Below are 24,516 nucleotides of genomic sequence, written 5' to 3'. Positions count from 1 at the left end.
GGTAGGCTGCCGGGCTGAATCGGAACCTACCGACGGCAACGGCGTTTCATGCTCACTGTGGACCAGAGAGCGACCTATAAACAGCAACTTGACGAGAAACTGGCGGCTGCGCTCACCGAGCCACCGGCGACCGGGGGTATCGTCTTTATTGCGAACCTGGTGACGGGCATAACAAGGCGAGCCGTCAAGAACGGATTTGTCTACCACGACGCCCAGGGCACGCGCATCGCCGACCAGGCGGAGCTCGAGCGAATCTCGGCGCTGGCCATTCCGCCCGCCTACACGGAGGTTCTCATCTCCGCCGACCCGAATTCTCATCTGCAGGCTACCGGCCGTGATGCGCGCGGCCGCAAGCAGTACCGCTACCATTCCAAATGGACGGCTGAGCGAGAAAAAAGCAAGTTCGAGCGGTTAGCCGATTTCGGCTCGGCGCTTCCTGCGATCCGCAAGAAAGTAGACTCCGACCTGCGGCGCCGGACGCCCAATATTGACAAGGCGCTGGCGACCATCGTCTGGCTTCTGGACAATCTCTATATCCGCGTCGGTAATGCGAGTTACGCCGCAGACAACGCCTCCTACGGCCTGACAACGCTGCGAAACCGGCATGTGAAAATCTCAGGCTCGAGCATCCACTTCCGCTTCAAGGGCAAGTCCGGGAAGGAATGGCGCCTCAGCCACAGCGACCGTCGCATCACCCGCGCCGTGCGCATGCTCCAGGAATTGCCCGGCCAGCAGCTGTTCCAGTATATCGATGACAGCGGCGCCTCTCATCCGATCCAGTCGCAGGACGTCAACGCCTACATACGGGAGGCGTCCGGAACCGACTTCACGTCCCGGCAATTCCGCACATGGGGCGCAACACAAATGGCAGCAATCGCGCTCGCCGCGCTTGAGCCGGAGCAAAGCCAGCGCGGGCGAGCGCGACAAATGAACGAGGTCGTCGATGCAGTTGCCGCACGCTTGGTCAACACGCGCGCCGTCTGCAGGTCGTCCTACATCCATCCGAAGGTATTCGAGAGCTTCGAAGCAGGTGAGCTTGCCAAGCTCGCTGCCGGCCGGCCGAGCCGAAGCGCCAGATTACTGCGCTGGATGGACCAGGGTGAAATCGCTGTGCTGCGCTGGCTGAAAGGCCTGAACGGGCGCTAAGGGCAGCCGTTTCATACATCCGCCGCTTAGCTACGATCGCGATGGAACCAAACCACGCCCCAGGCCGTTATGGGAAATCGCCGCGAATGCGGCCACGGGAGATGGCGCCAGGGCGCCAGGGCGCAAATGGCACGTCAGACCTATTGGAAGGGCTATCTCAAGCTGTCACTCGTCACCGCCGCGGTGTCGCTCACCCCGGCTACCACGGACAGCAACCAACTTCGATTTCACGTCTTGAACCGAAAGACAAAGAACCGCGTCGAAAGCCGCTACGTCGACAGCGTCACCCACAAGCCAATTGCCGACAAGGATCAAGCCCGGGGATATCCCCGCGGCGAAGACGACTATGTCATTCTCGAGGACAAGGAGCTCGAAGAGGTCGGACTGGAGAGCACCAAGACCATCGACATCGATACATTCGTGCCACGCGGCTCGATCGACTGGATCTGGTACGACAAGCCGCACTTCCTAACACCGGAGGACAAGGTCGGTACGGAGGCATTCTGCGTGATCCGCGAATCGATGAAGGCAAACGATGTGGTCGGCATTGCCCGGCTCGTCCTTTACCGGCGCGAGCGCGCCGTCCTGCTGGAGCCTCAGGGCAAGGGTATCATCCTTTGGACGCTGCATTTCGGCGACGAAGTTCGTCCGCCGGCAGCCACGCTCGACGGCGATGGTAAGGTCGATGCCACCGTGCTTTCCTTGATGACGAAACTCGTCAAGGACCGGACCGAGGAATGGCAACCGACCATGGTGCAGGATCCTATCCAGAAACGCCTGAAAGCGATGATCCGCGCGAAGCAAAAGAGCCTGGTCAAAGCCACACCGCCATCCTCCAAGCGGCCGACAACAAAACCGACAGGCAACGTCGTCAACATCATGGACGCCCTGAAGAAAAGCCTCGCCAAGGAAACGGGGCGTCCGAAATCTCACTGACAGATCGCAAGCGACCGTCCCTTACTTTCGCTTCTCCAGCGGAACGGCGGCGGCAAAGAAATCCGCCCACGGATCGCTCCGCAGGCCATCGAGACGCGCCGGAGCGTTGTCGACGGTGAAATAGGCCGGACCGATTTCCTCGGTCAGCTCGGTCCACTCAAGCGGCATGGAGACAGCAGCCCCTGGCCGGGCGCGGGTGGAGTAGGCGGCGACGGCCGTGTTGCCACGCCCATTGCGCAGATAGTCTATGAAAATCTTGCCGGTCCGCTTCGCTTTCGTAGCGGTCGCAAGATACTTGTCAGGCTGATCTTTTGACATCCCATCGGCGAGCGCCTTGGCGAGGGCCTTGACCTGTACCCAGCTGGCCTTCGGTTTTAGCGGTGTGACGACATGCAGCCCCTTGCCGCCGGAGGTCTTGACGAAGGCCGCCAAACCCGCCGCTTCGAGACGCTCCTTCAACTCGTTGGCGGCAGCGATGATATCCGACCAGCTGACGCCATCGGCCGGATCAAGATCCATGGTGATCATGTCCGGTTTCTCCCAGCTGTCAGTCGTGGCACCCCAGGGGTGGATTTCCAGCACGGCGGACTGGACGAGCGCCACCATCCCGTCGAAGTCCATGATGCGCAGCAATTTCTCGCCGCCCTTGTCCTTCGGATCGGTGATCTGTTCGATGTTTGGATTCATGCCTTTCCAGGCGTGCTTCTGGAAAAACCGCTGGTGGCCGGCGATGCCATCGGGGCAGCGCAACAGAGCAAGTGGCCGCTTCGTCACATAGGGTTCGATAAAGCGCCATACCCGTGCATAGTAGCTGGCCAGCCCCTCTTTGGTGACGCCCTCCTCGGGCCAATAGATGCGATCTGGATGCGTGAGCGTCACGCTGGACTGAGGCAGTTCTCGAGCGGGTGCGTTTGTTAGTTCCGGCATCACGTCCTCTGGCGCCTTGTCTTCCCTCAGTCCACGAAATGCAGCATGCCGCAAGTTGCCGTCAGCCGACCATGCCTGAAATTCAACCTCGGCGATGAGCTTTGGCGTGACATAGACCAACCCACGGCGCTCTTCGGTGGTGAGATCATCGTCGAAGGAGTTGTCTTTTTGCGCCATTGCCGACAACGTCTCATAGAGTCCTTGGGCAACATTAACGCTGAAGCCCGTCCCTACCCTGCCGACATGCGCGAGCTTGCCCTTGCGGTAAACGCCCATGGCCAGCGAGCCGATTGCATTCTTCATCGCGGTCGAGGGCACATAGCCGCCGATAACAAATTCCTGTCTCTCCAGGCATTTCGATTTCACCCAGTCGCCGGTACGTCCCGAAACGTATTCGCTGTCAGCCAATTTCGACACAATGCCTTCAAGACCAAGCTGGCGGGCATGCTCCAGAACCACTGTGCCGCTTTCGGTAAAATGCTGGCTGTAGCGGATCATTCCGGAGTCGCCCGCGAGTAGCGCCTCCAGCAGCCGCTTCCGGTCAGTCACCTTTGCCTGCCGCAAATCATAGCCGTCGAGATACAAGAGGTCGAACGCATAAAAGACAAACCGATCATGCCGCCTTTCGCTGAGATCGCTTTGCAGCGCCGAAAAATCCGAGGCTCCGTTTTCCCGCTCGACGACGATTTCTCCATCAAGGATCGCCGACCTTGCCGGCAGCGCGGCGAAGGCATCGGCAATCTCCCGGCCGAACTTCTCGGTCCAGTCGAGCCCGCTGCGCGTCAACAGCCCTGCCTTGCCATTTTCAAGCCGAACCTGAAGCCGGTATCCGTCGAACTTGATCTCGTGAATCCAGCCTTTGCTTGATGGTGCCTTCGCCTTCAGCTTGGCAAGCTCAGGCTCGACGAAGTCAGGCATCGCTGCCCTTTCGGCGCCCTTCGGCCAATCGTGGCGTTGCGGCTTCGCTCGAGTCGCCACAGCCCTTGCAGCGGGCTTCGATGCACCCTTGCGACGGGAGTCCCAGGTGGCGTCGGGGTGCTTTGTCACCTCTTCAATCTTGCGGCCGCTTTTCACCGATTCCGGCCGCTGTTTCAGGATATCGCCTTTGCGGCGCGCATCCTCGTCCTCCGCCTTGATCAGCAGCCAGTTCTCCTGCTTTTCGCCCGGCTTGCCATGCATGCGAACCAGGTGCCACCGACCGCTGAGTTTCTCGCCTTCGAGGTCAAATTCCAAGTGACCCTTCTTGTAACCCTTGTGAGGATCACCATTCGGCGTCCACGTTCCACGATCCCATAGAAGCACTGTGCCGCCGCCATATTGACCCTTCGGGATGGTGCCTTCGAAGTCTCCGTAGTCTAGCGGATGATCCTCGACATGCACTGCAAGCCGCTTTTCATCGGGATTGAGGCTCGGTCCGCGGGTGACGGCCCAGCTCTTCAGCACACCATCGAGTTCCAAGCGGAAGTCATAGTGAAGGCGTGACGCGTCGTGTTTCTGAATCACGAAATTGAGCGTGGCTGGTGATGTGGATTTGGTGGAACGCCGGCTTCCTCTTGGCTCCGGCGTCACCTTGAAATTGCGCTTCGCCTGATAGGCCTCCAAAGCCATGCTCAGCTCGCTTTCGTTTCGCTAGAGGCGCGCTTCGCCGCCCGTGGCTTGGCGCTCAGCTTGGCACTCTGGCGAAGGGCATCCATGAGGTCGATGACCTTGCCCTGCGGCTTTGGTTTTGCTTTGGGCAGCTCCCGGCCCTCGATCTTCGCCTTTACAAGCTCCGAGAGCGCCGTCTCGTATCGATCCTCATATTCCTGCGGATTGAACGTACCCTTTTTGGTACCGATGATGTGGCCGGCCAACTCAAGCATTTCCTCGTCGAACTTCATCTCCGGAATGTCCTTGAAGACCGTATCGGGCTTGCGGACCTCGTAGTCGAAGCTCAGCGTGGTGGCGACGATATAGTCGTCCTGCGGCCGGATCAGAACTGTGCGGTTACGGCGGAACAGCACCGCCTCGGCAATCGCCGCCACCTTCTGATCGCGCATCGCACGAGCGATCAGCCCGAGCGCCTCCCCGTCATCCCCGCTGACGGGCGCCAAGTAGTACGGCTTGTCGAAATAGAGCTTGTTGATTTCGTTGTAGGGCACGAAGTTCTGGACGTTCAGCACCTTGTCGCTCTCAGGCATGACGCCCGCAATCTCGTCGCCTTCGATCACAATGTATTCGCCGTTGTCCAGTTGGTATCCCTTGACCTGATCATCACGTTCGACGGCCTTGCCAGTCTCGCTGTCGACGAACTGCCGCTCGACGCGATGGCCGGTCTTTCGACTGATGATGTTGAACGAAATGCGATCCGAGGTGGAGACGGCGGTGTACAATCCGACCGCGCAAACGAGATCCCCGACTTTCAGATGACCCTTCCAGCTTGCCCGAGCCGCCATGACGTTCCCTCAGTTGTCGTTTTGCAGTTTGCGCCGCCGTCTTTCGTCCAATGCTACGATCTTCTCGACGGCCGCGACGTCGTCGCTCGTCACGACAGGAACGGGATCTGCGGCGATCGCTTCAAGCACGTCGGTCGACAGTCCGCCGTTGCGGATCACCCATTCAAGGGTTTCGCGTGTCTGGCGCTCGGCTTTGAGCTGCGCGTACAGCGCGATAATCAGCCTGTCTCGCGCATCCACCCGACCGTTCTTGCGATCGATTTTTGGGATGTGAGGCACCGTGTCACCCGCCCGCGTTTGCAACGAAGGGATTCAACAGATCAAAGGCGAAAAAGTTCCGGGAATCCGGGCCCTCCGCTCGCTTTTTTTGCTAAAAGTCACCCGGCGAACGGAAAAACCGATCTTCTCCTTGCTCCGCTCAATGTTTTGCCGGCCCCCTCGGGACCGTGGAGCCGGTTGCCGAAACCGGGTCGCTCGCCGGGAATGTGCCTTCCAGTCCCTCGTCGAGCTGTTCTTCCATTGTACTTTGATCACCCGACGCACGAGCGCTGGGCCGCGCTGTCACGGGATCGGAAGTACCCTCGTCGGTCGCGGCGGCGATCTCCAGCATCAGCGCCTTGGCGCGTTCGACCGCGTTTCTTGGGTTGACCGATTGCGCCTCGTCGTTCCGTAGCAGCACGGAAACCACCTCTCCACCATCGCCAACGAATTCGATGGTAAAGCCCCGTTTGCCGCCCATTTCGGGAATGACCTGCGTACCGACGACCTGCATGACGCTCTCCTTAAACATCTCTTCTTTGAAGGAACGGAAGCGACAACCGAAGGTTCCAAGTTGCTGGAAAGGGAGCGGCGCACAAAAAGAAAAGCCACCGCTCCCGCGGTGGCTAAGGTGTGAGGTCAAGAACCTCCAGAGGGAACAGTTGCTTCATCGACCGGGAGGATGGCCGACATGCGTCAGCAACTGCCGGCAATATGCCGCGTTGGCGCCGCCGGCTCAATCAACGAGGCACCGAAATCCTTTGCTTGAGGCAATCAACTTTCCAGATTCCAGGGGAACCGCGCGATATTCTACTCGCAGGCAGCCCTGAAACGGCTCGCTCGCGGCGCGCCGGACGAGGAAGACTAGGACCTGGACGGTCTCGCCGGCCCCGTCGATTCGCGCAGAATGAGTTCGACGGGCCAGAGCTCGTGGATTTCCAATGGAGACCGACCCGACAGCAGTTGCAGGACAAGATCCGCACATCGCGTTCCGGCCGCCCGCATCGAGGACCGCGTCGCCGACAGCGACGGCACCATGTTGTCGGCGGTGAGATACGGAAAGACGTCGTCATGGGCGATGACCGAGACGTCGCGCCCGATCTGCATCCCAAGCGATCGGACCGCGCGATAGACACCGAGCGCCGTCATCATGGATCCCGCCACAAAGGCTGTTGGTGGGTTCGGTTGCTCCAAGAAGGACCGCGCAAACCGAAAACCGAGCTCGTCCGTGAAGTTGCCGCTCGCCATCAGCTGCGGATCAGGCTCGATGCCGTGACTTTGAAGTGCCTTGCGGAAGCCACTGTCCCGGTGAAGAGCGTAGGTCGCGCCCGACCGACCATTGATCATTGCAATGCGCCGGTGGCCAAGATCGATCAGGTGCGACGTGGCGCGCTTGATCGCAGCTTCGTTGTCGATGTCGAGCCAGGCATGCGGCACATCGATGGCCGACCGCCCGTGCACGAGGAACGGCATGCCGAGTTCGTGGAGCAGCGCAATGCGCTCGTCATTGGGTTTGGGCGAGTGCACGATGATCGCGTCGACACGCCGGCTCTCCACGAGTCGACGGTAGAGCTGCATCTCATCCTCATGGTTGGGATCCGCCATCGGGATGACGAGAATGTCGGTCTCCTCCGCCACCAGCCGCTCCGCCATGCCGGCCATGAACTCCGCGAAGTGAAATTCGCCGGCGCGCCCCATTACCACGCCGATAGCCCCTGCTCGACCGGTTTTCAGCCGCACGGCATTGACGTTCGGGCTATAGCCCAGCCGCGCAGCAGCTTCCGCCACACGGGCGCGCGTGGTCTCGCTCACCTCGGGGTAGCCGCTCAGCGCCCGACTGACCGTGGTCGGGGACAATCCTACCTGCTTCGCGAACTCTTTAAGCTTCATCCGACAGTGCGTCTTTCGTCCTGACCTGGCTGGCTGGACGCCAGCAGGTGCTGTCTCCCTTATGGCCTAAGCGTATCAGTTCGCAAATAACCAAACCGTTTTCAATTTTAGATATTCCTTCGAGTGAGGTTTGTCTCTTTTTCCCACAACCGAAACTACCGCCATCCCTATGATTTTTCTTTGTTATCAATATGTGATCGCGGTTGTGCGACTTTGACACGTGTGCCCGCTTGACTCAATATCGACCTTCTGACAATTTTTTCCAGCCAAACCGTTTTCAATTTTTCCAATGTTTGGTTCTTTTGGGAGGAAGATATGAAATTTCATTTCACAGCGGTCGCCATCGCGGCCGCGCTGCTCGGTGTCGCACAGCCCTCGTTCGCCGCCAACATCAGTATTTCCGCAAGCTCGACCGGCAAGAACCTCGACCTGTTCCGCAAGCAGCTCGACGAGTTCGAGAAGGCAACCGGCAACAAGGTCAGCATCGTGACCATGCCGTCGTCTTCGACGGAGCAGTTCTCGCAGTATCGCCTGTGGCTCGCCGCCGGCAACAAGGACGTCGACGTTTATCAGACCGACGTCATCTGGGCGCCGCAGCTCGCCGACCAGTTCGTCGACCTCAAGGATGCCGCAAAGGATGTCGTCGGCGATTTCTTCCCGTCGATCATCGCCTCGCAGACCGTGAACGGTCGCCTCGTCGCCATGCCGCTCTACACCGATGCGCCGGCGCTCTTCTACCGCAAGGACCTGCTCGACAAGTACGGCAAACAGCCGCCGAAGACCTGGGACGAAATGGCGGCGACCGCCAAGGAAATCCAGGACAAGGAACGCGCAGCCGGCCAGAAGGATCTCTGGGGCTATGTGTTCCAGGGCAACGCTTATGAAGGCCTGACCTGCAATGCGCTGGAGTGGGTCAAGTCCTCAGGCGGCGGCCAGATCATCGAGCCGGACGGCACCATCTCCATCAACAACGAGAAGGCAGCAGCGGCGATCGACCGCGCCAAGGGTTGGGTCGGAACGATTTCGCCAGGCGGCGTGCTCGCCTACCAGGAAGAAGAGTCCCGCGGCGTCTGGCAGACCGGCAATGCCGTTTTCATGCGCAACTGGCCCTATGCCTACGCTCTCGGCAATGGCGGGGACAGCGCCGTCAAGGGCAAGTTCGACGTAACGACACTTCCGGTTGCCAAGGAAGGCGACACGCCATCCTCGACGCTCGGCGGCTGGAACCTCGCCGTCTCCAAGTACTCTGAGAACCCGGACGTCGCAATTGCGCTCGTCAAGTTCCTGACCTCCAAGGAACGCCAGAAGCAGCGCGCCATCGAGCTCTCCAACCTGCCGACACTGTCTGCGCTCTACGACGACAAGGACATCGCGGCCGCAGCACCGTTCATGCCGAACTGGAAGCCGATCTTCCAGAACGCCGTTCCGCGTCCATCGGCATCCGCCAAGGTCAAGTACAACGAGGTCTCCTCGAAGTTCTGGACCGCCGTTCATAACTCGCTTTCGGGTAACGGCACCTCCGCAGAAAACCTCGAGCTTCTCGAGGCCGACCTGACGACGCTGAAGGGCGAGAACTGGTAACCGACGGCATCGGCAGCGGCGGGCGTCCGCCGCTGCCCTTCCCCGAAGCCGCCATCGTCAAATCGCCTCAAGAAGCGGGTACCTCATGACTGAAGCCGCAGTTTCCTCAAGCGTCGGATCGCGAGCGCGCGCCGTCAATACCTCGTCGGACCTGCGCTCCGAGCGCATCCGTTCCGCCTGGATATTCCTGGCCCCCACCCTGTTCATTCTGGCCGTTGTTGCCGGATGGCCGCTTTTCAGAACGATCTATTTCAGCTTCACGAACGCATCCCTCACGAGCCTCGGTGACGCCCAGTTCGTCGGCTTCAAAAATTATCTCTCATGGATCACGCTTAAGAGCGGGCGCACCGTCTATAGCGGCCTGCTTGCGGACCCGAACTGGTGGCGCGCCGTCTGGAACACGATGAAGTTCGCGTTCCTGTCGGTGACCATCGAAACCATTCTCGGCCTCGTCGTCGCCCTGGTGTTGAACGCCAATTTCCCCGGCCGCGGCATCGTGCGCGCCGCCATCCTCGTTCCCTGGGCAATCCCGACAATCGTTTCCGCCAAGATGTGGGCCTGGATGCTCAACGACCAGTTCGGCATCCTGAACGACATCCTCCTCGGCATGGGCCTGATCACCCAGAAGATTGCCTGGACCGCAAATCCCGACACGGCCATGATTGCCGTTCTGATCGTCGACGTCTGGAAGACAACGCCCTTCATGGCGCTGCTCATCCTCGCCGGCCTGCAGATGGTTCCCGCCGATATCTACGAAGCCGCCAAGATCGATGGCATCAACCCGATCAAGGTCTTCTGGCGCCTGACCCTGCCGCTGGTCCGCCCAGCCATCATGGTCGCCGTGATCTTCCGCATGCTCGACGCCTTGCGCATCTTCGACCTGATCTACGTGCTGACGCCGAACAATGCTCAGACCAAGACCATGTCGGTTATGGCCCGCGAAAACCTCTTCGACTTCGACAAGTTCGCCTATGGCGCAACCGCCTCGACGGTACTCTTCCTGATCATCGCGACGATCACCGTGCTCTACATGTGGCTCGGTCGCGTCAAACTCGGCGGGAGCGAACGCTGATGCTGCTGACCGCTACCAAGAACACCCTCTTCTACCTGCTCGTCGCCGTCATCGTCGTCATCGCGGTATTCCCGTTCTACTATGCGATCCTGACGAGCTTCAAAGCCGGCACGGCCCTCTTCGAGGTCAATTACTGGCCGACCTCGATCTCGCTCACCAACTACACGACGGTCCTGACCACGGGCAGCTTCATCCGCAGCCTCGGTAACTCGCTGCTTGTCGCCATCCTGGTTGTCGCGGCTTCGCTGTTGCTCGCCGTCACCGCATCTTACGCGCTTGCCCGCGTCAATTTCCGCGGTCGCGCGCTGCTGATGCTGACGATCCTGTCGGTGTCGATGTTCCCACAGATCGCCGTGCTCGCCGGCCTGTTCGAGCTCATCCGGTGGATCGGCATCTTCAACACGCCTTTCGCGCTGATCTTCTCCTACATGATCTTCACCCTGCCCTTCACGGTCTGGGTTCTGACCACCTTCATGCGCGATCTGCCGATTGAAATCGAGGAAGCGGCGATCGTCGATGGCGCCTCGCCGTGGGTGATCATCACCCAGGTTTTCATGCCGCTGATGTGGCCTGCTCTGGTCACGACCGGCCTGCTTGCCTTCATTACGGCCTGGAACGAATTCCTCTTCGCCCTAACATTCACTTCATCGGACGCTCAGCGAACGGTGCCGGTTGCCATCGCCCTGCTTTCAGGCGGCAGCCAGTTCGAAATCCCGTGGGGCAACATCATGGCAGCATCCGTCATCGTCACGGTCCCTGTCGTTGTCCTGGTCCTGATATTCCAGCGGCGCATCATTTCCGGCCTGACTGCCGGTGGCGTCAAAGGTTGAAGAAAGCACGATATGGCACAGATTCGACTCGACAATATCCGTAAGAGCTTCGGTGCGCTTGAAGTCATCAAGGGCGTCTCGCTCGATATCCGCAAAGGCGAGTTCATGGTCTTCGTCGGCCCGTCCGGCTGCGGCAAGTCCACGCTGCTGCGGCTGATCTCCGGACTGGAAGACATCAGCTCGGGTACGCTTTCCTTCGATGGCGAGGCCGTCAACCGCTACGCACCGTCGAAGCGCGGCATCGCCATGGTCTTCCAATCCTATGCGCTCTATCCGCATATGACCGTATTCGAGAACATGGCCTTCGGGATGAAACTGTCAGGACGCACCAGGGAAGAATGCAGGGCCCGCGTCGAGCAGGCCGCCGGCATGCTGCAGCTCTCGCCTTATCTCGAACGCCTGCCCCGCCAACTCTCCGGCGGCCAGCGCCAGCGTGTCGCGATCGGCCGCGCCATCGTCCGCGATCCCAAGGTGTTCCTGTTCGACGAGCCGCTGTCGAACCTCGATGCGGCGCTGCGCGTCGCAACGCGTCTGGAGATCGCCAAGCTTCACCGCAGCATGCACGGCACGACGATGATCTACGTCACCCACGACCAGGTCGAGGCGATGACGCTGGCCGACCGCATCTGCGTCCTGCGGGATGGCGTCGTCGAGCAGGTCGGCACGCCGCTCGAACTCTACGAGACACCGAATTCCGTCTTCGTCGCCGGCTTCATCGGTTCGCCGAAAATGAACTTCCTGACCGGTGAATTCGCGGCACCCTACAGTGCCCACACCATCGGTGTTCGCGCCGAGCATATGGAGATCGTTCAGCAGGACGCCGCCTGGAGCGGCACCGTCATTCATTCCGAAATTCTCGGCTCGGACAGCTTCGTCTATCTCGACATCGGCACATCGGAGCCGCTGGTCGTGCGCGAGACGGGCGTCTCCGGCCACCAGCCCGGCCAGAAACTCGGGGTTTCCCCGATGGCTGGCCGTGTTCACCGCTTCGACCAATCCGGACGCGCGCTCGAAAGAGTACCCCTCAAGGGCGCGGCCTGACACCTACCCGAAACCACAGGATCCGCCTCGCTTCCCATCGAGGTCGATCGACCATCCGCATGAAGGAGCAATCACTTGGCTATTCGCACCATTGTCTGGGGTGAAAACATCCACGAAACCACCAATGCCATCGTTCGGGGCATCTATCCCGAAGGCATGCACACCACCATCGCCAATGCCCTGAACACCGATCCGGCGATCCAGGCGACGACGGCCACGCTGCAGGAGCCCGAGCACGGCCTGACGGAAGCCCGCCTTGCCGAAACCGATGTCCTCACCTGGTGGGGTCACAAGGATCACGGCGCGGTCTCCGACGTCGTCGTCGAGCGCGTTGCCAAGCGCGTCTGGGAAGGCATGGGCCTGCTGGTCCTGCACTCCGGCCACTTCTCGAAGATCTTCAAGCGCCTGATGGGCACCCCCTGCGCGCTGAAGTGGCGCGAAGCCGGCGAGCGCGAGCGTCTGTGGACGATCAACCCGCGCCACCCGATCGCCGCTGGCCTCGATGAAAACTTCGTCCTCGAAAACGAGGAAATGTACGGCGAGCAGTTCTCCGTGCCGGAGCCGCTGGAGACGGTCTTCATCTCCTGGTTCCAGGGTGGCGAAGTCTTCCGTTCGGGCCTCACCTGGCGCCGCGGCGCCGGCAACATCTTCTACTTCCGCCCTGGCCATGAAACCTATCCGACCTATCATGATGCCAACGTCCAGAAGGTACTCATCAACGGCGTGAAATGGGCCTATAACCCGCAAGGCGATCTGAAGAGCATCACCGATGCCCCGAATGTCCCCGTCGAAAGGGCTCTTGAGCCGATCGTCGAGCGCGGCCCGCGTCTGCATCAGGCCGGCGAAGCCGGTTACCGCTGAGGAGCACACATATGCGTCTACTCGTTCTTGGTACCGGCTCGATGGCCAGAAACCAGGTTGCCAACTTCCTCGCCATCGATGGCGTGGAGGTTGTCGGCGCCGTCGATACCGATCCGGCACGCCTTGCCGAATTTGCCGATCACTTCCATATCCAGAATCGCTTCCTCTCCCTCGAAGAAGCGATCGCATGGGGTGAATTCGACGCGGCGACCAACGTCACGCCGGATCGCATCCACCATGCGACCAGCCTGGCGCTGATCGCAGCAGGCAAGCATGTATTCTGCGAAAAGCCGCTGGCGGAGCACTATGCCGATGCACTCGAGATGACGGAAGCCGCTGAAGCTGCCGGCGTCATCAACATGGTCAACCTCACCTATCGCAACGTCGCGCCCCTGCAGCGCGCCCGCGAAATGGTGCTGGCTGGTGAGCTCGGCACAATCAGACACGTTGAGGCCTCCTACCTGCAAAGCTGGCTGGTCTCGCGCGCCTGGGGTGACTGGCGCACGGAATCGCGCTGGCTGTGGCGCCTGTCGACCGGCCACGGCTCGAACGGCGTGCTTGGCGATGTCGGCATCCACATCCTCGACTTCGCCGCCTATGGCGCAGCGACCGATATCGACCACGTCTTTGCCCGCCTGAAGACCTTCAACAAGGCTCCCGGCGGCCAGATCGGCGAATATCTGCTGGATGCCAACGACAGCTTCACGATGTCGGTCGATTTCACCAACGGTGCGCTTGGCGTCATCCATGCGACCCGTTGGGCAACCGGCCACCTCAACGAGCTGAAGCTTCGCATCTATGGCGAAAAGGGCAGCCTCGAGGTCATCCATCGCCCGGATGGTTCCGAACTGCGCGGCTGCTTCGGCGAGGACATCGAGACCGCCACCTGGCGCGACATCGAAGTGCCCGCCGTTCTGACGAACTACCAACGCTTTGCCGAAGCCGTCAGAACCGGAAAGCAGGACGACCCGACCTTCCGCCACGCCGCAAACCTGCAGAAGGTCCTCGACCTTGCGATCGTGTCGGAGAAGGAGCGGCGGGAGCTCAATCTGCTGGAGGCCTCCGAGCAGGCTAACCCGGCAAACAAGCGGATACCGCCGCTAACGGTCGTCGTCTGATACGAGAATTCGCCAAGAGGAATAAAGGCCCGCCGATGCGGGCCTTTATCATTTCAAACTACCGCAGACGATCCGCGAGCAGGCTGATCGAAGCAGCGTCGGCATTGGCGAAGGCAAGCCTGAGATAGTGCTCCTGACCTTCCCCGAAATAGCTTCCCGGCAGGCAGACGACACCGGCCTCCTTCGCCAGGCGCTCCGCGACAGCGGCTGAGCTGAGCTCCGCGAACGGATGGCGGATGAACGCGAAATAGGCGCCAAGCGCCCCGATCTCCCAGCCGGGCAACCCTGATATCACGGCCCGCAACGCATCAGCGCGACGTGCGATCTCCAGGCGGTTTTCTGCCTGCCAGTCGGCAAGGATCGGCATCGCCGCGGCAACCGCAACCTGGGCCGCGCGTGGCGCGCAGATCTGCATATTGTCCATGACCTTGGCGATCTCGGCAACGACGTCGACGCCTGCCGTGATCGCCCCGAGGCGATGGCCGGGAATGCAGAAGGACTTCGAGAAGCTGTAGAGCAGGATCAGCGTGTCTTCCCAACCGGGGATCGCAAGCAGCGGATGCGGAGCGCCGTAGCCGTCGGGAAGGAAGTCGCGGTAGGTCTCGTCGACGATCAGCCACGCCCCATGCTTGCGGCAGAGGTTGAACAGCTCCAGCAGCAACTCAGGCGGATAGATCGCGCCTGTCGGATTGTTCGGTGTCACGACCGCCAGTACCTTGGCGCCATCAGCCAGGGCCTTCTCCGCCGAGTGAATCTCCGGCAAAAAGCCGTTCTCGGGGTCGCACTCGACCAGAACGCGCTTGATGCCGAGCATCGACAAAGTCGTCTCCTGATTGAAGTAGAACGGATTGGTCAGTCCCACCGTATCGCCGGAACCGGCAAGCGCGATTGCCGCCGACATGAAGGCCTGGTTGCAGCCCGCGGTGATATGGATGTTGGCTGCCGAAACGGACGCCCCATAGACCTTGGACATATGCCCGGCATAAGCCTCTCTCAGCACGCCCTCGCCCTCGATCGGACCATAGCCCGTCGTCTTCGGCGACGATGCCGCTTCGCCAAGCAGCCGCAGCATTTCAGGATGGGCCGGATAGCCGGGCACCGCCTGCGAAAGATCGACCAACGGCCCCTTGTCGCCCTTGTATTCGCGAGCCCAGGCGAGCACCGAGGGAATGGGAGGCGGAGACAGACGGGAGACAAGCGGATTGGCGAAGGCAGACATGCAGCTCTCTTCTCAAACGAGGTGAACTGTCACTCCTGCACGGAATGAGCTTCCTCGGCAACCGGCATTGAAGGGTGTCGCACAGAGATCGTCAGGAGCCGCAGCAGGCCTTGAGCTTCGAGAGCTTCGGCACCTCGATATGCCTGTTGGCAACGATCGAGATCACCCCATCGGCCTTCAGCTTCGACATCTGGCGAGAGACCGTCTCGATCGTCAGCCCAAGGAAGTCAGCAATGTCAGCCCGCGATAGCGGCAGATCGAACTTGCGCTTTTCGCCGACGGCCTCGGGATCGAGATGCGTTGCGATCAAAAGCAGGAAGCTCGCAACCTTCTCCGCCGCCGTCTTGCGCCCAAGCGTCACCATCCAGTCGCGGGCTTCGTCGAGCTCGCGCAGCGTCTGCGACATCAGGCGTTCGGCAAGCGCAGGATTGCTTTTGACCATGCGCTCCAGCGCCGCCTTCGGAATGCGACAGAGGTTGACGTCGGAAGCCGCCTCCACCGACACTGCATTCTCATTCGCGTTCAGCCTGCCGAGAAGATCGGGCGCGAACTGCAGGCCGACAATCTGCTGGCGTCCGTCCTCCAGCGTCTTGGTGAGCTTCACGACGCCGCGGATGACGGTCGCGTAGGACTCGGCCGGCATCTTCTCGCCGGCAAGCTCATCGCCGGATTCGTGGTTGACCAGGCGCGTATGCGCGGAAAGCGCCAGCAATTCATCGGCGCTGAGCGCACCGCAAATGCCCTTGTGGCGAACCTCGCAGCTCATGCAACGCACTGGTATGTTTGAATTATGTATGTCTTTGCGCATCAAATCAGCTCCGCGCAAAAGCATAGACTACAGCTGCAGCGGGAGAACAGCGTTTTCTTGATCGAGATCAAAGTGTCGCCGTTCGGGGCCGGTTATGGCTTCCCCAAAAGGACACGCCATGAACGCCGAACTCATCGCCCGCTACGCCGCTCGCGTGCCACGCTACACCAGCTACCCAACGGCTCCGCACTTCCATGACGGCGTCGACGAAGCGGTCTATCGGGAATGGCTCGGCCAGGAGGCGGATGGATCGCTGTCGCTATATCTGCATATCCCGTTTTGCGATCGGCTCTGCTCCTATTGCGGCTGCCATACCAAGCAGGTGCGCCGCTACGACCCGATCGCCGCCTATCTCGATGTTCTCAACAGGGAGATCGAGCTTGTTGCCGGGTGCCTGCCCGAGCGGCGCAAGGTCAGTGCGATCCATTTCGGCGGCGGTTCGCCGACGATCGTGAACCCAATAGACCTGCAGAGATTGCGCGACACACTGGATCGGCATTTCGATATTGCATCGAACGCCGAGATCAGCGTCGAGATCGACCCGACTCATGTCGACGCCGAGCGCCTGCAGGCATGGAGATCCCTGGGCATAACGCGGGCAAGTGTCGGCGTGCAGGATTTCGAGCCGATCGTACAGACCGCGATCAACCGCCCACAAAGCTTCGAGGAGACGGCTGACGTCGTGACCACGCTAAGAGATCTCGGTGTCTCCTCGATCAATCTCGATATCGTCTATGGCCTGCCGCACCAAAACAAAACGATGCTGTTGAGAACGATCGAACAATGTCTCTCCATGGCGCCCGATCGGATCGCCATGTTCGGCTATGCCCATGTCCCCTGGATGAAGAAGCATCAGTCGCAGATTGATGCAGCGACGTTGGCCGGTCCGGTGGAACGCTTCGAGATGGTGGCTGCCGGTGCCGAGGCCATTCTTGCCGCCGAATATGTGGCTGTCGGGATCGATCATTTTGCAAAGCCAGGTGACTGCATGGCACAGAAGCTTTCCCACGGCACGCTTCGACGCAATTTCCAAGGCTACACCACCGACGAGGCGGACGCATTGATCGGTTTCGGCGCGTCCTCGATCGGGCGGCTGCCGCAGGGCTATGTCCAGAACATCACGGCGACGGGGCAATACTGCCGGGCAATCCTGGACGGTCGTCTACCTGTTGCTCGCGGCTTTTCCCTCTCTGACGGCGACCGCGCAGCTGCGTCCGCCATCGAGGATCTGATGTGCAGCTACGCCTTCTCTGTCTCCGATCTCCGATCACGCTTTGGACGCGCCGCCGACGCTGTCGTCACCGATGCGATGCGGGCGCATCTATTCAACGAGGATGAACTGACGACATTCGACGGCAACACCTTCGCGATCACACCGAAAGGCCGGCCCTTCGTGCGGGCGATCGCTGCGAAATTCGATCGTTATCTCGATCAGGGGCGGGCGAAACATTCGATCGCCGTTTGATCCAGATCAAGTTCTGTCGCGGCGAATCTTCCTATGACTCGCCGCGACACCAAATTGCCGCAGCCTTTGTTCCCCGATTGCCCATAGAGCCAAGCCAGTTATAGTAATTTCAGAAATTTCTGAAATCACAGACATAACGGAAACCCCGATGAACCTTCCGCCGCTTGTTCAATCCTTCGTTCTCCACTTCGGTGAAATGGGCTCGCGCTGGGGCATCAACCGCACGGTCGGCCAGATCTATGCGCTGCTCTACGTGTCTCCTTCGCCGCTATGCGCCGAGGAAATCGCCGATGCCCTCAGCATCTCGCGCTCGAATGTCTCGATGAGCCTGCGCGAACTTCAGACCTGGAACCTGGTGCTGCTGAAGCACAAGCCGGATGACCGGCGCGACTTCTTCACCACGCCCGACGATGTCTGGCAGATTCTGCGCACTCTGGCCGAAGAGCGCAAGAAGCGAGAGGTAGACCCGACGCTCTCGGTCCTTCGCGAAATCCTGATGCAGCGGCCGGCAAGTGAAGCCGAGCGCCATGCGCAAGAGCGCATGAGCGAGATGCACGCGCTGATCGAGCAGCTAACGCATTGGTATGAAGACGTAAAACAACTTGAAACCGAGCGCCTTGCAACGCTACTCTCTTTAGGTGCGAAAGTGACGAAGCTGTTGGAGGCCAAGGATCGAGTTGTTTCGCTCGGCCGCAGCCGCCGGCCCAATCCTGCGAACAAGAGTTAGCGCTATGGGGAGTGCTTACTTAGACGCAAGTGGAAAGCAGGCTTTCGGCAAGCCGGAAAAACCTGTGCCCAGACATCGCGGGCTTCGAATGGCAGCAGCCGTCCAGACGCTCGCATCGCTGATCTGGATACCGCAGGCGGCCATTCTCGCCACCGCAGTCGGCAGGATCGCAGATGGCGGCGGCTTCAACGAGGTCTTCGGGCTCGCCGTTTATATCGCCCTGCTTGGGATAACGAAAAGCTGTCTCGAAGCGGCGGGCGGTCGCATGGCATTTCGTGCCGCCCGAACCGAACTGACGGCCCGGCGCGAACTTGCCACAGCAGCCCTCGCCAGACGCTCGCCGATCGACAGCACAAGACCGAGTTCCGGCGAAGCCGCAAGCGTCATCGGCGAGCAGGCCGAAATGATCGTTCCCTATCTCTCGCGCTTTCAGCCGGCCCGTTTCAAGGCGAGTGCCGTACCATCGGTCATCCTAGCCTGCGTTGTCCCGATTTCGTGGATTGCCGCCCTCATTCTCCTGTTTGCCATGCCACTGATCCCGGTCTTCATGGCGCTGATCGGCTGGCGTGCGCAGGCGGCCAGCGAGAAGCAGCTGGCCGCGACCGGAGGCCTCAACGGCTTCCTCCTCGATCGCCTGCGTGGCATGGCGACGATCCGTTCGCTGGGTGCCGTCGATGTTACCGCAACAAGACTCAGGGCAGACTCTGAGTCGCTGAAAACCCGAACGATGGCCGTCCTGAAGATCGCCTTCCTGTCGTCGGCTGTTCTGGAGCTTTTCGCAGCGCTGGGCGTCGCTCTGGTCGCCGTCTACGTCGGCTTCTCGCTGCTCGGCGAAATCCGTTTCGGCGCCTGGGCCGGAGGCCTCGATCTGACGAGCGGCCTCTTCGTGCTGCTGCTTGCACCTGCGTTCTTTGAGCCGCTGCGGGAGCTCTCTGCCGTCTGGCATGATCGCGCCGCCGGCGAGGCCGCCATGAAGGCAATCGATGCTTTAAATGTGGAAGGCCTTCAACTGCCCACCGCAACCGACGCACCCGCCGTGGCACCGGCCGGCGCCATCCGCCTGGCCAATGTCGGCTTCCGTTACGGCAAGGACAGCAACGCCGCCATCGATGGATTTGATTTGAGCGTCCGTGCTGGCGAGCATGTTGCGCTTCTCGGCCCCAGCGGCTCTGGTAAATCGACCCTGCTCGCGCTGATCGCTGGTCACGTGACCGGCGACACCGGCAGCGTCACGATCGACGGACAGCCGGTCAGCCCCGCCCTTCATGATAAGATCGCCTGGGTCGGCCAGAAGCCGCACATATTTGCCGGCACCATCGCGGGCAACATTTCGCTCGGCCGACCGAACGTTTCCATGCAATCTGTGGCAGAAGCACTCAATCTCGCAAAGCTCAACCGTTTCGCCCGCAGCCACGCTCGCCGTCCGCTTGGCGATGGTGGTGTGGGAGTATCAGGCGGCGAAGCGTTGCGCCTCGCCATCGCCCGTGCCGCCTGCAATGCGGAAGCGTGTATCGTACTTGCGGACGAGCCGACCGCGCACCTTGATGCCGAAACCGCAAGCGAGATCACCGAGAGCCTCCTTGCCCTTGCCAAGGGACGCACGCTCGTTGTCGCGACTCACGATCCGCAGCTTGCTGCCCGCATGGAGCAGACGATCCTCCTCGATCGCGAAACTGTACGGGAGGCCGCCGAATGAGCGCATCGCTTTCCACCCTCAGGCCGATCGCCAAGCTTTTCCTTGCCGAACGCCGCCGCGGCCTGCTCCTCGGAGCTGCGCTTTCGGCGACCACGGTATCGGCAGGAATTGCCCTGCTTGGTCTCTCCGGGTGGTTCATCACTGCCACCGGCATTGCCGGACTTTCCGCAGCGGCGGTCGCTACGTTCGACGTGTTCATGCCGTCGGCCGGCATCCGCCTGCTTGCACTCGGCCGGACCGCCTCGCGTTACGGCGAGCGGCTAACCACTCACGACGCAACGCTGAGCGTACTCGCCGCCCTGCGCGAGCGCCTATTTCGTGGATGGGCGGCACCCGGCGCCGCACGCGAACTCGCACGCCGGCCCGCCCGGCTGCTTTTCCGTCTGACCGGCGACATCGACGCGCTGGATTCCCTTTATCTACGTGTGCTGGTTCCGACCGGCGTGGCAATCATTGCGGCACTTTCCGCAAGCATCGCCCTCGGTCCAATGAACCCGCTCTTCGGGCTGGCCGTCGGTGCCACCCTCCTCGGCACGGGGCTCGGCATTCCACTGTTGGCCGGACGCCGGGCAACAAAGCATGCCCGCCGCCGCACCTACGGCATCGAAGCCATTCGCGCCCGCACCATCGATCTCGTCGCTGGGCAAACCGACTTGTTGATGGCCGGACGCCTCGACGCCCAACGGGCTGCGATTGCCGACGCTGACCGCTACGCAGCCTCTGCCGATGATCGCCTGAACCGCATCGAAACCGGCGTTACCTTCGGTTTCGGCTTAGCGACGACCGCTCTTCTGGCCGGTTCGCTACTTGCCGTTGCGGCATTGGCCGGAGCGCAAGCAATCAGCCCAGCGGTTGCCACGCTGGGTATCCTGATCGCATTCGCCGCGGTCGAACCCTTCGGTGCGCTGCGTCGCGGAGCGATGGAACTTGGCCGCACGCTTCTTTCTGCCCGCCGCATCGCGCCTCGCCTGTCGGCAAACGAAGACCCGCACAGCAACGCGACTCCGCGTCCCGGATTTGCGTTTCGCCTGGATCGCGTCAGCGCAGGATACGACGCGGAAACGCCTGTGCTTCACGAGGTCGACCTCGACCTACCGGCAGGCGCGAAGCTGGCGCTGGTCGGCGCCAGCGGTGCAGGTAAGTCGACACTTCTGTCGCTCCTCGCAGCCGAAATGTTCCCAACCGAAGGAGCCGCCGAAGGACTCGACGCCACGCTTCTGACGCAACGGACGGAGCTCTTCCAAGATAGCGTTCGCGGCAATCTCCAACTCGCGAGCCCCGACGCAGCGGATGCCGCGTTGCGCGACGCACTTATCGCTGCAGGCCTCCTGCAGGATGTCGCAGCCCTACCGCGTGGCCTCGACACTCAACTTGGCGAAGGCGGCATGGGGCTCTCGGGTGGTCAGTCGCGCCGCCTTGCTCTTGCCCGCCTGTTCCTCCGCGACACGCCACTCTGGCTGCTGGACGAACCAACGGAGGGCCTCGACGGCGCAACCGCGCGGGACGTCATGCAACGTCTGGCCGAGCAAGCCGTGGGGCGCTCGCTTGTCATCGCCACGCATATCCGTCGCGAAGCAGCAATCGCGGATGTCATCGCCGTCATGGAGGATGGGCGCATCACAGAAGTTTCACGTCGCGGAGAGGCGGCGTTCGAAAAGGCTTTGAACCGGCTGAGACCGGACTGAGCCACACCGCATGGCCGCCCGGCAATCCGGCTTGGCGGAGACTCTTCATATCCCGTGGGACCGTGGGAGAAAGACAATGGAACTGGACATAGTTGCGCTATCGCGCTTCCAATTTGCGCTGACTGCGCTTTACCACTTTTTATTCGTACCTTTGACGCTAGGGCTCTCCGTATTGCTCGCTATCATGGAGACGGTCTACGTCATGACCGGCCGCCAGATCTGGCGGCAGATGACGAAGTTCTGGGGCATACTCTTCGGTATCAACTTTGCGATCGGTGTCGCCACCGGCATCGTCATGGAATTCCAGTTCGGCATGAATTGGAGCTACTACAGCTACTATGTCGGCGATATCTTCGGCGCTCCGCTCGCGATCGAGGGGCTGATGGCCTTCTTCCTCGAGGCGACCTTCGTCGGCCTGTTCTTCTTCGGATGGGACAAGCTGTCAAAGGTGGGTCACCTGGTGGCGACATGGTGCGTGGCGCTTGGCTCCAACTTCTCGGCGCTCTGGATTCTCATCGCCAACGGCTGGATGCAGAACCCGGTCGGTTCGGCGCTCAATCCGCAAACGATGCGGATGGAGGTCACCAGCTTCTTCGACGTGGTCTTCAACCCCGTCGCCCAGGCGAAATTTGTCCACACCGTCTCGGCTGGTTACGTCTGCGCCTCGATCTTCGTGCTCGGCGTTTCTGCCTGGTACATGCTGAAGGGTCGCCATCTGCAAATGGCCAAGCGCTCGATGACGGTTGCCGCATCTTTCGGCCTGGCATCGGCGCTTTCGGTCGTCGTCCTCGGCGATGAAAGCGGCTACCTCGCAACTGAAAACCAGAAGATGAAGCTTGCCGCCATCGAGGCCATGTGGAAGACGGAACCGGCACCGGCTGCCTTCACCGCCTTCGGCTTCCCGGATCAGGAAGCTCGCGAAACGCATTTCGCCGTTCATATTCCCTGGGTAATGGGCCTGATCGGTACCCGCTCCCTGACAACGGAAATCCCCGGCATCGACCAACTGGAACAGAAGGCTGAGGCTCGTATCCGCGACGGTATCAAGGCTTACGACGCGCTGATGCAGATCCGCGCGGCCGCAACGCCGGATGCGATCGCACCTCAGCTGCGCAGTTCCTTCGAGGAAATCGGGCACGAGCTTGGCTATGCTCTCCTTCTGAAGCGCTATGTCGATGATCCACGCCAGGCGACCGACGCGCAGATCACCCAGGCCGCACGCGATACCGTTCCGCATGTGCCGACGCTCTTCTGGTCGTTCCGCATCATGGTCGGGCTCGGCATGTTCTTCATCGTCCTGACGGCAACCTTCTTCTGGCTGTCGGCGCGACGTCACTTGGACAAGTACCCATTGCTGCTGAAGATCGCCGTCTTCGCCATCCCGCTTCCCTGGATTGCCATCGAAGCCGGCTGGATCGTCGCAGAGATCGGACGCCAGCCCTGGGTCATCGAAGGCGTGCTGCCGACGGCAATGGCCGTGTCGAGCCTCGGCGCAAGCACGGTTCTGCTGACGATCTGTGGCTTTGCTGCCCTCTATACCGCCCTCATCGTCGTCGAGATGACGCTCATGATCCGGGCCATCCAGAAGGGACCGGACCCTGACAACGAGCCGGAAGCCGAACTCATCTCCGAAACTCTCGTCCCCGCAGCGGAGTGATCCATCATGATCCTGCACGAACTCATAGACTACGAAATCCTGCGCATGATCTGGTGGCTGCTCCTCGGGGTGCTGCTGATCGCCTTCGCCGCCACGGACGGCTTCGACCTTGGCGTCGGCACGCTGCTTCCCTTCGTCGCAAAGACGGACACGGAGAGGCGCGTCGCCATCAACACGATCGGCCCGGTCTGGGAAGGAAACCAGGTGTGGCTGATCCTCGGCGGCGGCGCCATCTTCGCGGCTTGGCCGCCGCTTTATGCAGTGTCGTTCTCAGGCTTTTATCTCGCGATGTTCGCGATTCTGCTGGCGCTCATCCTGCGTCCGGTTGGGTTTAAATACCGCTCGAAGCGAGAGAGCGCGCGTTGGCGCAGCAACTGGGATTGGGCGCTGTTCATTGGCGGCTTCGTCCCGTCACTGATCTTCGGCGTCGCGGTCGGTAATGTGCTGCAAGGCGTGCCGTTCCGCTTCGATCCAGCTGATATGAGGATCTTCTATGAGGGTTCGTTCTTTGGACTGTTGAACCCCTACGCCCTGCTTTGCGGACTGCTCTCGGTCTCCATGTTGGTCTTGCACGGAGCCTCCTGGCTGGTCCTTAAAACCACAGGCCCGGTTGCCGAGCGGGCAAGAACCTATGGCAGCCTTGCCTCGCTCGCCGTGATCGTTCTCTTTGCGCTTGGCGGAATCTTCCTGGCGATTGGGGTGAACGGCTATAGCATTACCAGTGAGATCAACCCTGGCGGCCCGTCGAACCCGCTCTTCAAGACGGCCACTCATGACGGCTCGTGGCTCGCCAACTACGGCACTCATCCGTGGATGCTGATCGCCCCGATCCTCGGCTTCGCGGGGGCCGCCGCTGCCTTCCTCGCGCTGCGGGCAAGGTGGGAGGTCGCGGCTCTGCTCTTCAGCAAGCTGTCGATCTTTGGCATCATTTCCACCGTCGGCCTTTCGATGTTCCCGTTCATCCTGCCCTCGTCGCTAGAGCCCAACTCGAGCCTGACGGTATGGGATGCATCGTCGAGCCATTCCACCCTGTTCACCATGCTCGTCGTCTCGGTGATCTTCCTGCCGATCATCTTCGCCTACACCGCCTGGGTCTACAAAGTGCTCTGGGGAAAGGTCGACGAGAAGACGGTCACCGACAAGAGCGGCCACGCCTACTGAAGG

Annotated in this window: 21 protein-coding genes; 14 read left to right on the top strand and 7 right to left on the bottom strand. The window is 61.0% G+C overall.

Features of this window, described 5'->3' with window-relative positions; genetic code table 11:
- The first annotated feature begins 48 nt into the window (after window positions 1-48).
- Both FHX16_RS17245 and FHX16_RS17240 read left to right on the top strand, forming a co-directional pair.
- On the top strand, window positions 49-1,146 hold the full coding sequence (locus FHX16_RS17245; RefSeq protein ID WP_259129489.1) for a DNA topoisomerase IB: 1,098 nt from the start codon (window positions 49-51) through the stop codon (window positions 1,144-1,146).
- A gap of 126 nt (window positions 1,147-1,272) precedes the next feature.
- Window positions 1,273-2,082, top strand: a complete 810-nt coding sequence (locus tag FHX16_RS17240; protein WP_183861023.1) for a Ku protein — start codon at window positions 1,273-1,275, stop codon at window positions 2,080-2,082.
- Between the two features lie 21 nt (window positions 2,083-2,103).
- Here FHX16_RS17240 and ligD read toward each other — a convergent pair whose 3' ends face one another.
- From ligD to FHX16_RS17215, 5 genes are all read right to left on the bottom strand, one after another.
- Window positions 2,104-4,617 carry a DNA ligase D gene (gene ligD, locus FHX16_RS17235; protein ID WP_259129487.1) on the bottom strand — a complete coding sequence of 838 codons (2,514 nt, stop codon included), beginning with the start codon at window positions 4,615-4,617 and terminating at the stop codon, window positions 2,104-2,106.
- Window positions 4,618-4,619: 2 nt separating this feature from the next.
- Window positions 4,620-5,444, bottom strand: coding sequence for a Ku protein (locus FHX16_RS17230; RefSeq protein ID WP_183861027.1), 825 nt, complete (start codon window positions 5,442-5,444; stop codon window positions 4,620-4,622).
- A 9-nt stretch (window positions 5,445-5,453) separates the two neighbouring features.
- The gene (locus FHX16_RS17225) at window positions 5,454-5,723 is read right to left on the bottom strand and encodes a hypothetical protein (RefSeq protein ID WP_183861028.1); all 270 of its coding nucleotides are present in this window, start codon (window positions 5,721-5,723) and stop codon (window positions 5,454-5,456) included.
- 139 nt (window positions 5,724-5,862) lie between these two features.
- On the bottom strand, window positions 5,863-6,216 hold the full coding sequence (locus tag FHX16_RS17220) for a hypothetical protein (protein ID WP_183861030.1): 354 nt from the start codon (window positions 6,214-6,216) through the stop codon (window positions 5,863-5,865).
- A 350-nt stretch (window positions 6,217-6,566) separates the two neighbouring features.
- Entirely contained in the window at window positions 6,567-7,592 is a 1,026-nt protein-coding gene (locus FHX16_RS17215) for a substrate-binding domain-containing protein (protein WP_183861032.1), read from the bottom strand.
- A 315-nt stretch (window positions 7,593-7,907) separates the two neighbouring features.
- Between FHX16_RS17215 and FHX16_RS17210 the strand changes: the two genes are divergently transcribed.
- The 6 genes from FHX16_RS17210 (at window position 7,908) to FHX16_RS17185 (ending at window position 14,095) form a co-directional block, all read left to right on the top strand.
- Entirely contained in the window at window positions 7,908-9,173 is a 1,266-nt protein-coding gene (locus FHX16_RS17210) for an ABC transporter substrate-binding protein (protein ID WP_183861034.1), read from the top strand.
- An 85-nt stretch (window positions 9,174-9,258) separates the two neighbouring features.
- Window positions 9,259-10,245 carry a carbohydrate ABC transporter permease gene (locus FHX16_RS17205; protein ID WP_183861036.1) on the top strand — a complete coding sequence of 329 codons (987 nt, stop codon included), beginning with the start codon at window positions 9,259-9,261 and terminating at the stop codon, window positions 10,243-10,245.
- Window positions 10,245-11,075, top strand: coding sequence for a carbohydrate ABC transporter permease (locus FHX16_RS17200; protein ID WP_153270916.1), 831 nt, complete (start codon window positions 10,245-10,247; stop codon window positions 11,073-11,075). Before FHX16_RS17205 ends, FHX16_RS17200 begins: the two co-directional genes overlap by 1 nt.
- A 12-nt stretch (window positions 11,076-11,087) precedes the next feature.
- Window positions 11,088-12,116: an ABC transporter ATP-binding protein gene (locus tag FHX16_RS17195; protein ID WP_183861038.1), complete on the top strand. Its 1,029-nt coding sequence runs from the start codon at window positions 11,088-11,090 to the stop codon at window positions 12,114-12,116.
- A gap of 75 nt (window positions 12,117-12,191) precedes the next feature.
- Window positions 12,192-12,977 (top strand): ThuA domain-containing protein, encoded by a 786-nt coding sequence (locus FHX16_RS17190; RefSeq protein WP_183861040.1) that lies wholly within the window; start codon window positions 12,192-12,194, stop codon window positions 12,975-12,977.
- An 11-nt stretch (window positions 12,978-12,988) separates the two neighbouring features.
- A complete protein-coding gene (locus tag FHX16_RS17185) occupies window positions 12,989-14,095 on the top strand; it encodes a Gfo/Idh/MocA family protein (protein ID WP_183861042.1) in 1,107 nt (368 codons plus the stop codon).
- 58 nt (window positions 14,096-14,153) lie between these two features.
- Here the strand turns inward: FHX16_RS17185 and FHX16_RS17180 are convergent, their stop codons facing one another.
- On the bottom strand, window positions 14,154-15,314 hold the full coding sequence (locus FHX16_RS17180) for an aminotransferase (protein ID WP_183861044.1): 1,161 nt from the start codon (window positions 15,312-15,314) through the stop codon (window positions 14,154-14,156).
- A gap of 91 nt (window positions 15,315-15,405) precedes the next feature.
- Window positions 15,406-16,122, bottom strand: coding sequence for a Crp/Fnr family transcriptional regulator (locus FHX16_RS17175; protein WP_246712578.1), 717 nt, complete (start codon window positions 16,120-16,122; stop codon window positions 15,406-15,408).
- A 118-nt stretch (window positions 16,123-16,240) separates the two neighbouring features.
- Here FHX16_RS17175 and hemN point away from each other — a divergent pair, with 118 nt between their 5' ends.
- The 6 genes from hemN (at window position 16,241) to cydB (ending at window position 24,513) form a co-directional block, all read left to right on the top strand.
- Entirely contained in the window at window positions 16,241-17,587 is a 1,347-nt protein-coding gene (gene hemN / locus FHX16_RS17170) for an oxygen-independent coproporphyrinogen III oxidase (RefSeq protein WP_183861046.1), read from the top strand.
- A gap of 148 nt (window positions 17,588-17,735) precedes the next feature.
- Window positions 17,736-18,314 (top strand): GbsR/MarR family transcriptional regulator, encoded by a 579-nt coding sequence (locus FHX16_RS17165; RefSeq protein WP_016554605.1) that lies wholly within the window; start codon window positions 17,736-17,738, stop codon window positions 18,312-18,314.
- Between the two features lie 4 nt (window positions 18,315-18,318).
- Window positions 18,319-20,010 (top strand): thiol reductant ABC exporter subunit CydD, encoded by a 1,692-nt coding sequence (gene cydD, locus FHX16_RS17160; protein ID WP_183861048.1) that lies wholly within the window; start codon window positions 18,319-18,321, stop codon window positions 20,008-20,010.
- Window positions 20,007-21,695, top strand: a complete 1,689-nt coding sequence (locus FHX16_RS17155) for an amino acid ABC transporter ATP-binding/permease protein (protein WP_183861050.1) — start codon at window positions 20,007-20,009, stop codon at window positions 21,693-21,695. Before cydD ends, FHX16_RS17155 begins: the two co-directional genes overlap by 4 nt.
- Window positions 21,696-21,771: 76 nt before the next feature.
- On the top strand, window positions 21,772-23,352 hold the full coding sequence (locus FHX16_RS17150; protein ID WP_183861052.1) for a cytochrome ubiquinol oxidase subunit I: 1,581 nt from the start codon (window positions 21,772-21,774) through the stop codon (window positions 23,350-23,352).
- Between the two features lie 6 nt (window positions 23,353-23,358).
- The gene (gene cydB / locus FHX16_RS17145) at window positions 23,359-24,513 is read left to right on the top strand and encodes a cytochrome d ubiquinol oxidase subunit II (protein ID WP_183861054.1); all 1,155 of its coding nucleotides are present in this window, start codon (window positions 23,359-23,361) and stop codon (window positions 24,511-24,513) included.
- Window positions 24,514-24,516 lie beyond the last annotated feature (3 nt).

Source organism: Rhizobium sp. BK661 (assembly GCF_024808825.1).
Taxonomy (GTDB): Bacteria; Pseudomonadota; Alphaproteobacteria; order Rhizobiales; family Rhizobiaceae; genus Rhizobium.
This window is presented reverse-complemented; position numbering and strand designations above follow the sequence as displayed.

Excerpts from the sequence above, each read along its gene's own strand:
- FHX16_RS17155 (WP_183861050.1), top strand. The coding sequence starts at position 20,007 with ATGAGCGCATCGCTTTCCACCCTCAGGCCGATCGCCAAGCTTTTCCTT.
- FHX16_RS17200 (WP_153270916.1), top strand. The coding sequence starts at position 10,245 with ATGCTGCTGACCGCTACCAAGAACACCCTCTTCTACCTGCTCGTCGCC.
- FHX16_RS17215 (WP_183861032.1), bottom strand. The coding sequence starts at position 7,592 with ATGAAGCTTAAAGAGTTCGCGAAGCAGGTAGGATTGTCCCCGACCACG.
- FHX16_RS17180 (WP_183861044.1), bottom strand. The coding sequence starts at position 15,314 with ATGTCTGCCTTCGCCAATCCGCTTGTCTCCCGTCTGTCTCCGCCTCCC.
- FHX16_RS17220 (WP_183861030.1), bottom strand. The coding sequence starts at position 6,216 with ATGCAGGTCGTCGGTACGCAGGTCATTCCCGAAATGGGCGGCAAACGG.
- hemN (WP_183861046.1), top strand. The coding sequence starts at position 16,241 with ATGAACGCCGAACTCATCGCCCGCTACGCCGCTCGCGTGCCACGCTAC.
- FHX16_RS17245 (WP_259129489.1), top strand. The coding sequence starts at position 49 with ATGCTCACTGTGGACCAGAGAGCGACCTATAAACAGCAACTTGACGAG.
- FHX16_RS17150 (WP_183861052.1), top strand. The coding sequence starts at position 21,772 with ATGGAACTGGACATAGTTGCGCTATCGCGCTTCCAATTTGCGCTGACT.
- FHX16_RS17185 (WP_183861042.1), top strand. The coding sequence starts at position 12,989 with ATGCGTCTACTCGTTCTTGGTACCGGCTCGATGGCCAGAAACCAGGTT.
- FHX16_RS17195 (WP_183861038.1), top strand. The coding sequence starts at position 11,088 with ATGGCACAGATTCGACTCGACAATATCCGTAAGAGCTTCGGTGCGCTT.
- FHX16_RS17165 (WP_016554605.1), top strand. The coding sequence starts at position 17,736 with ATGAACCTTCCGCCGCTTGTTCAATCCTTCGTTCTCCACTTCGGTGAA.
- FHX16_RS17240 (WP_183861023.1), top strand. The coding sequence starts at position 1,273 with ATGGCACGTCAGACCTATTGGAAGGGCTATCTCAAGCTGTCACTCGTC.
- cydD (WP_183861048.1), top strand. The coding sequence starts at position 18,319 with ATGGGGAGTGCTTACTTAGACGCAAGTGGAAAGCAGGCTTTCGGCAAG.
- ligD (WP_259129487.1), bottom strand. The coding sequence starts at position 4,617 with ATGGCTTTGGAGGCCTATCAGGCGAAGCGCAATTTCAAGGTGACGCCG.
- cydB (WP_183861054.1), top strand. The coding sequence starts at position 23,359 with ATGATCCTGCACGAACTCATAGACTACGAAATCCTGCGCATGATCTGG.
- FHX16_RS17230 (WP_183861027.1), bottom strand. The coding sequence starts at position 5,444 with ATGGCGGCTCGGGCAAGCTGGAAGGGTCATCTGAAAGTCGGGGATCTC.
- FHX16_RS17175 (WP_246712578.1), bottom strand. The coding sequence starts at position 16,122 with ATGCGCAAAGACATACATAATTCAAACATACCAGTGCGTTGCATGAGC.
- FHX16_RS17205 (WP_183861036.1), top strand. The coding sequence starts at position 9,259 with ATGACTGAAGCCGCAGTTTCCTCAAGCGTCGGATCGCGAGCGCGCGCC.
- FHX16_RS17210 (WP_183861034.1), top strand. The coding sequence starts at position 7,908 with ATGAAATTTCATTTCACAGCGGTCGCCATCGCGGCCGCGCTGCTCGGT.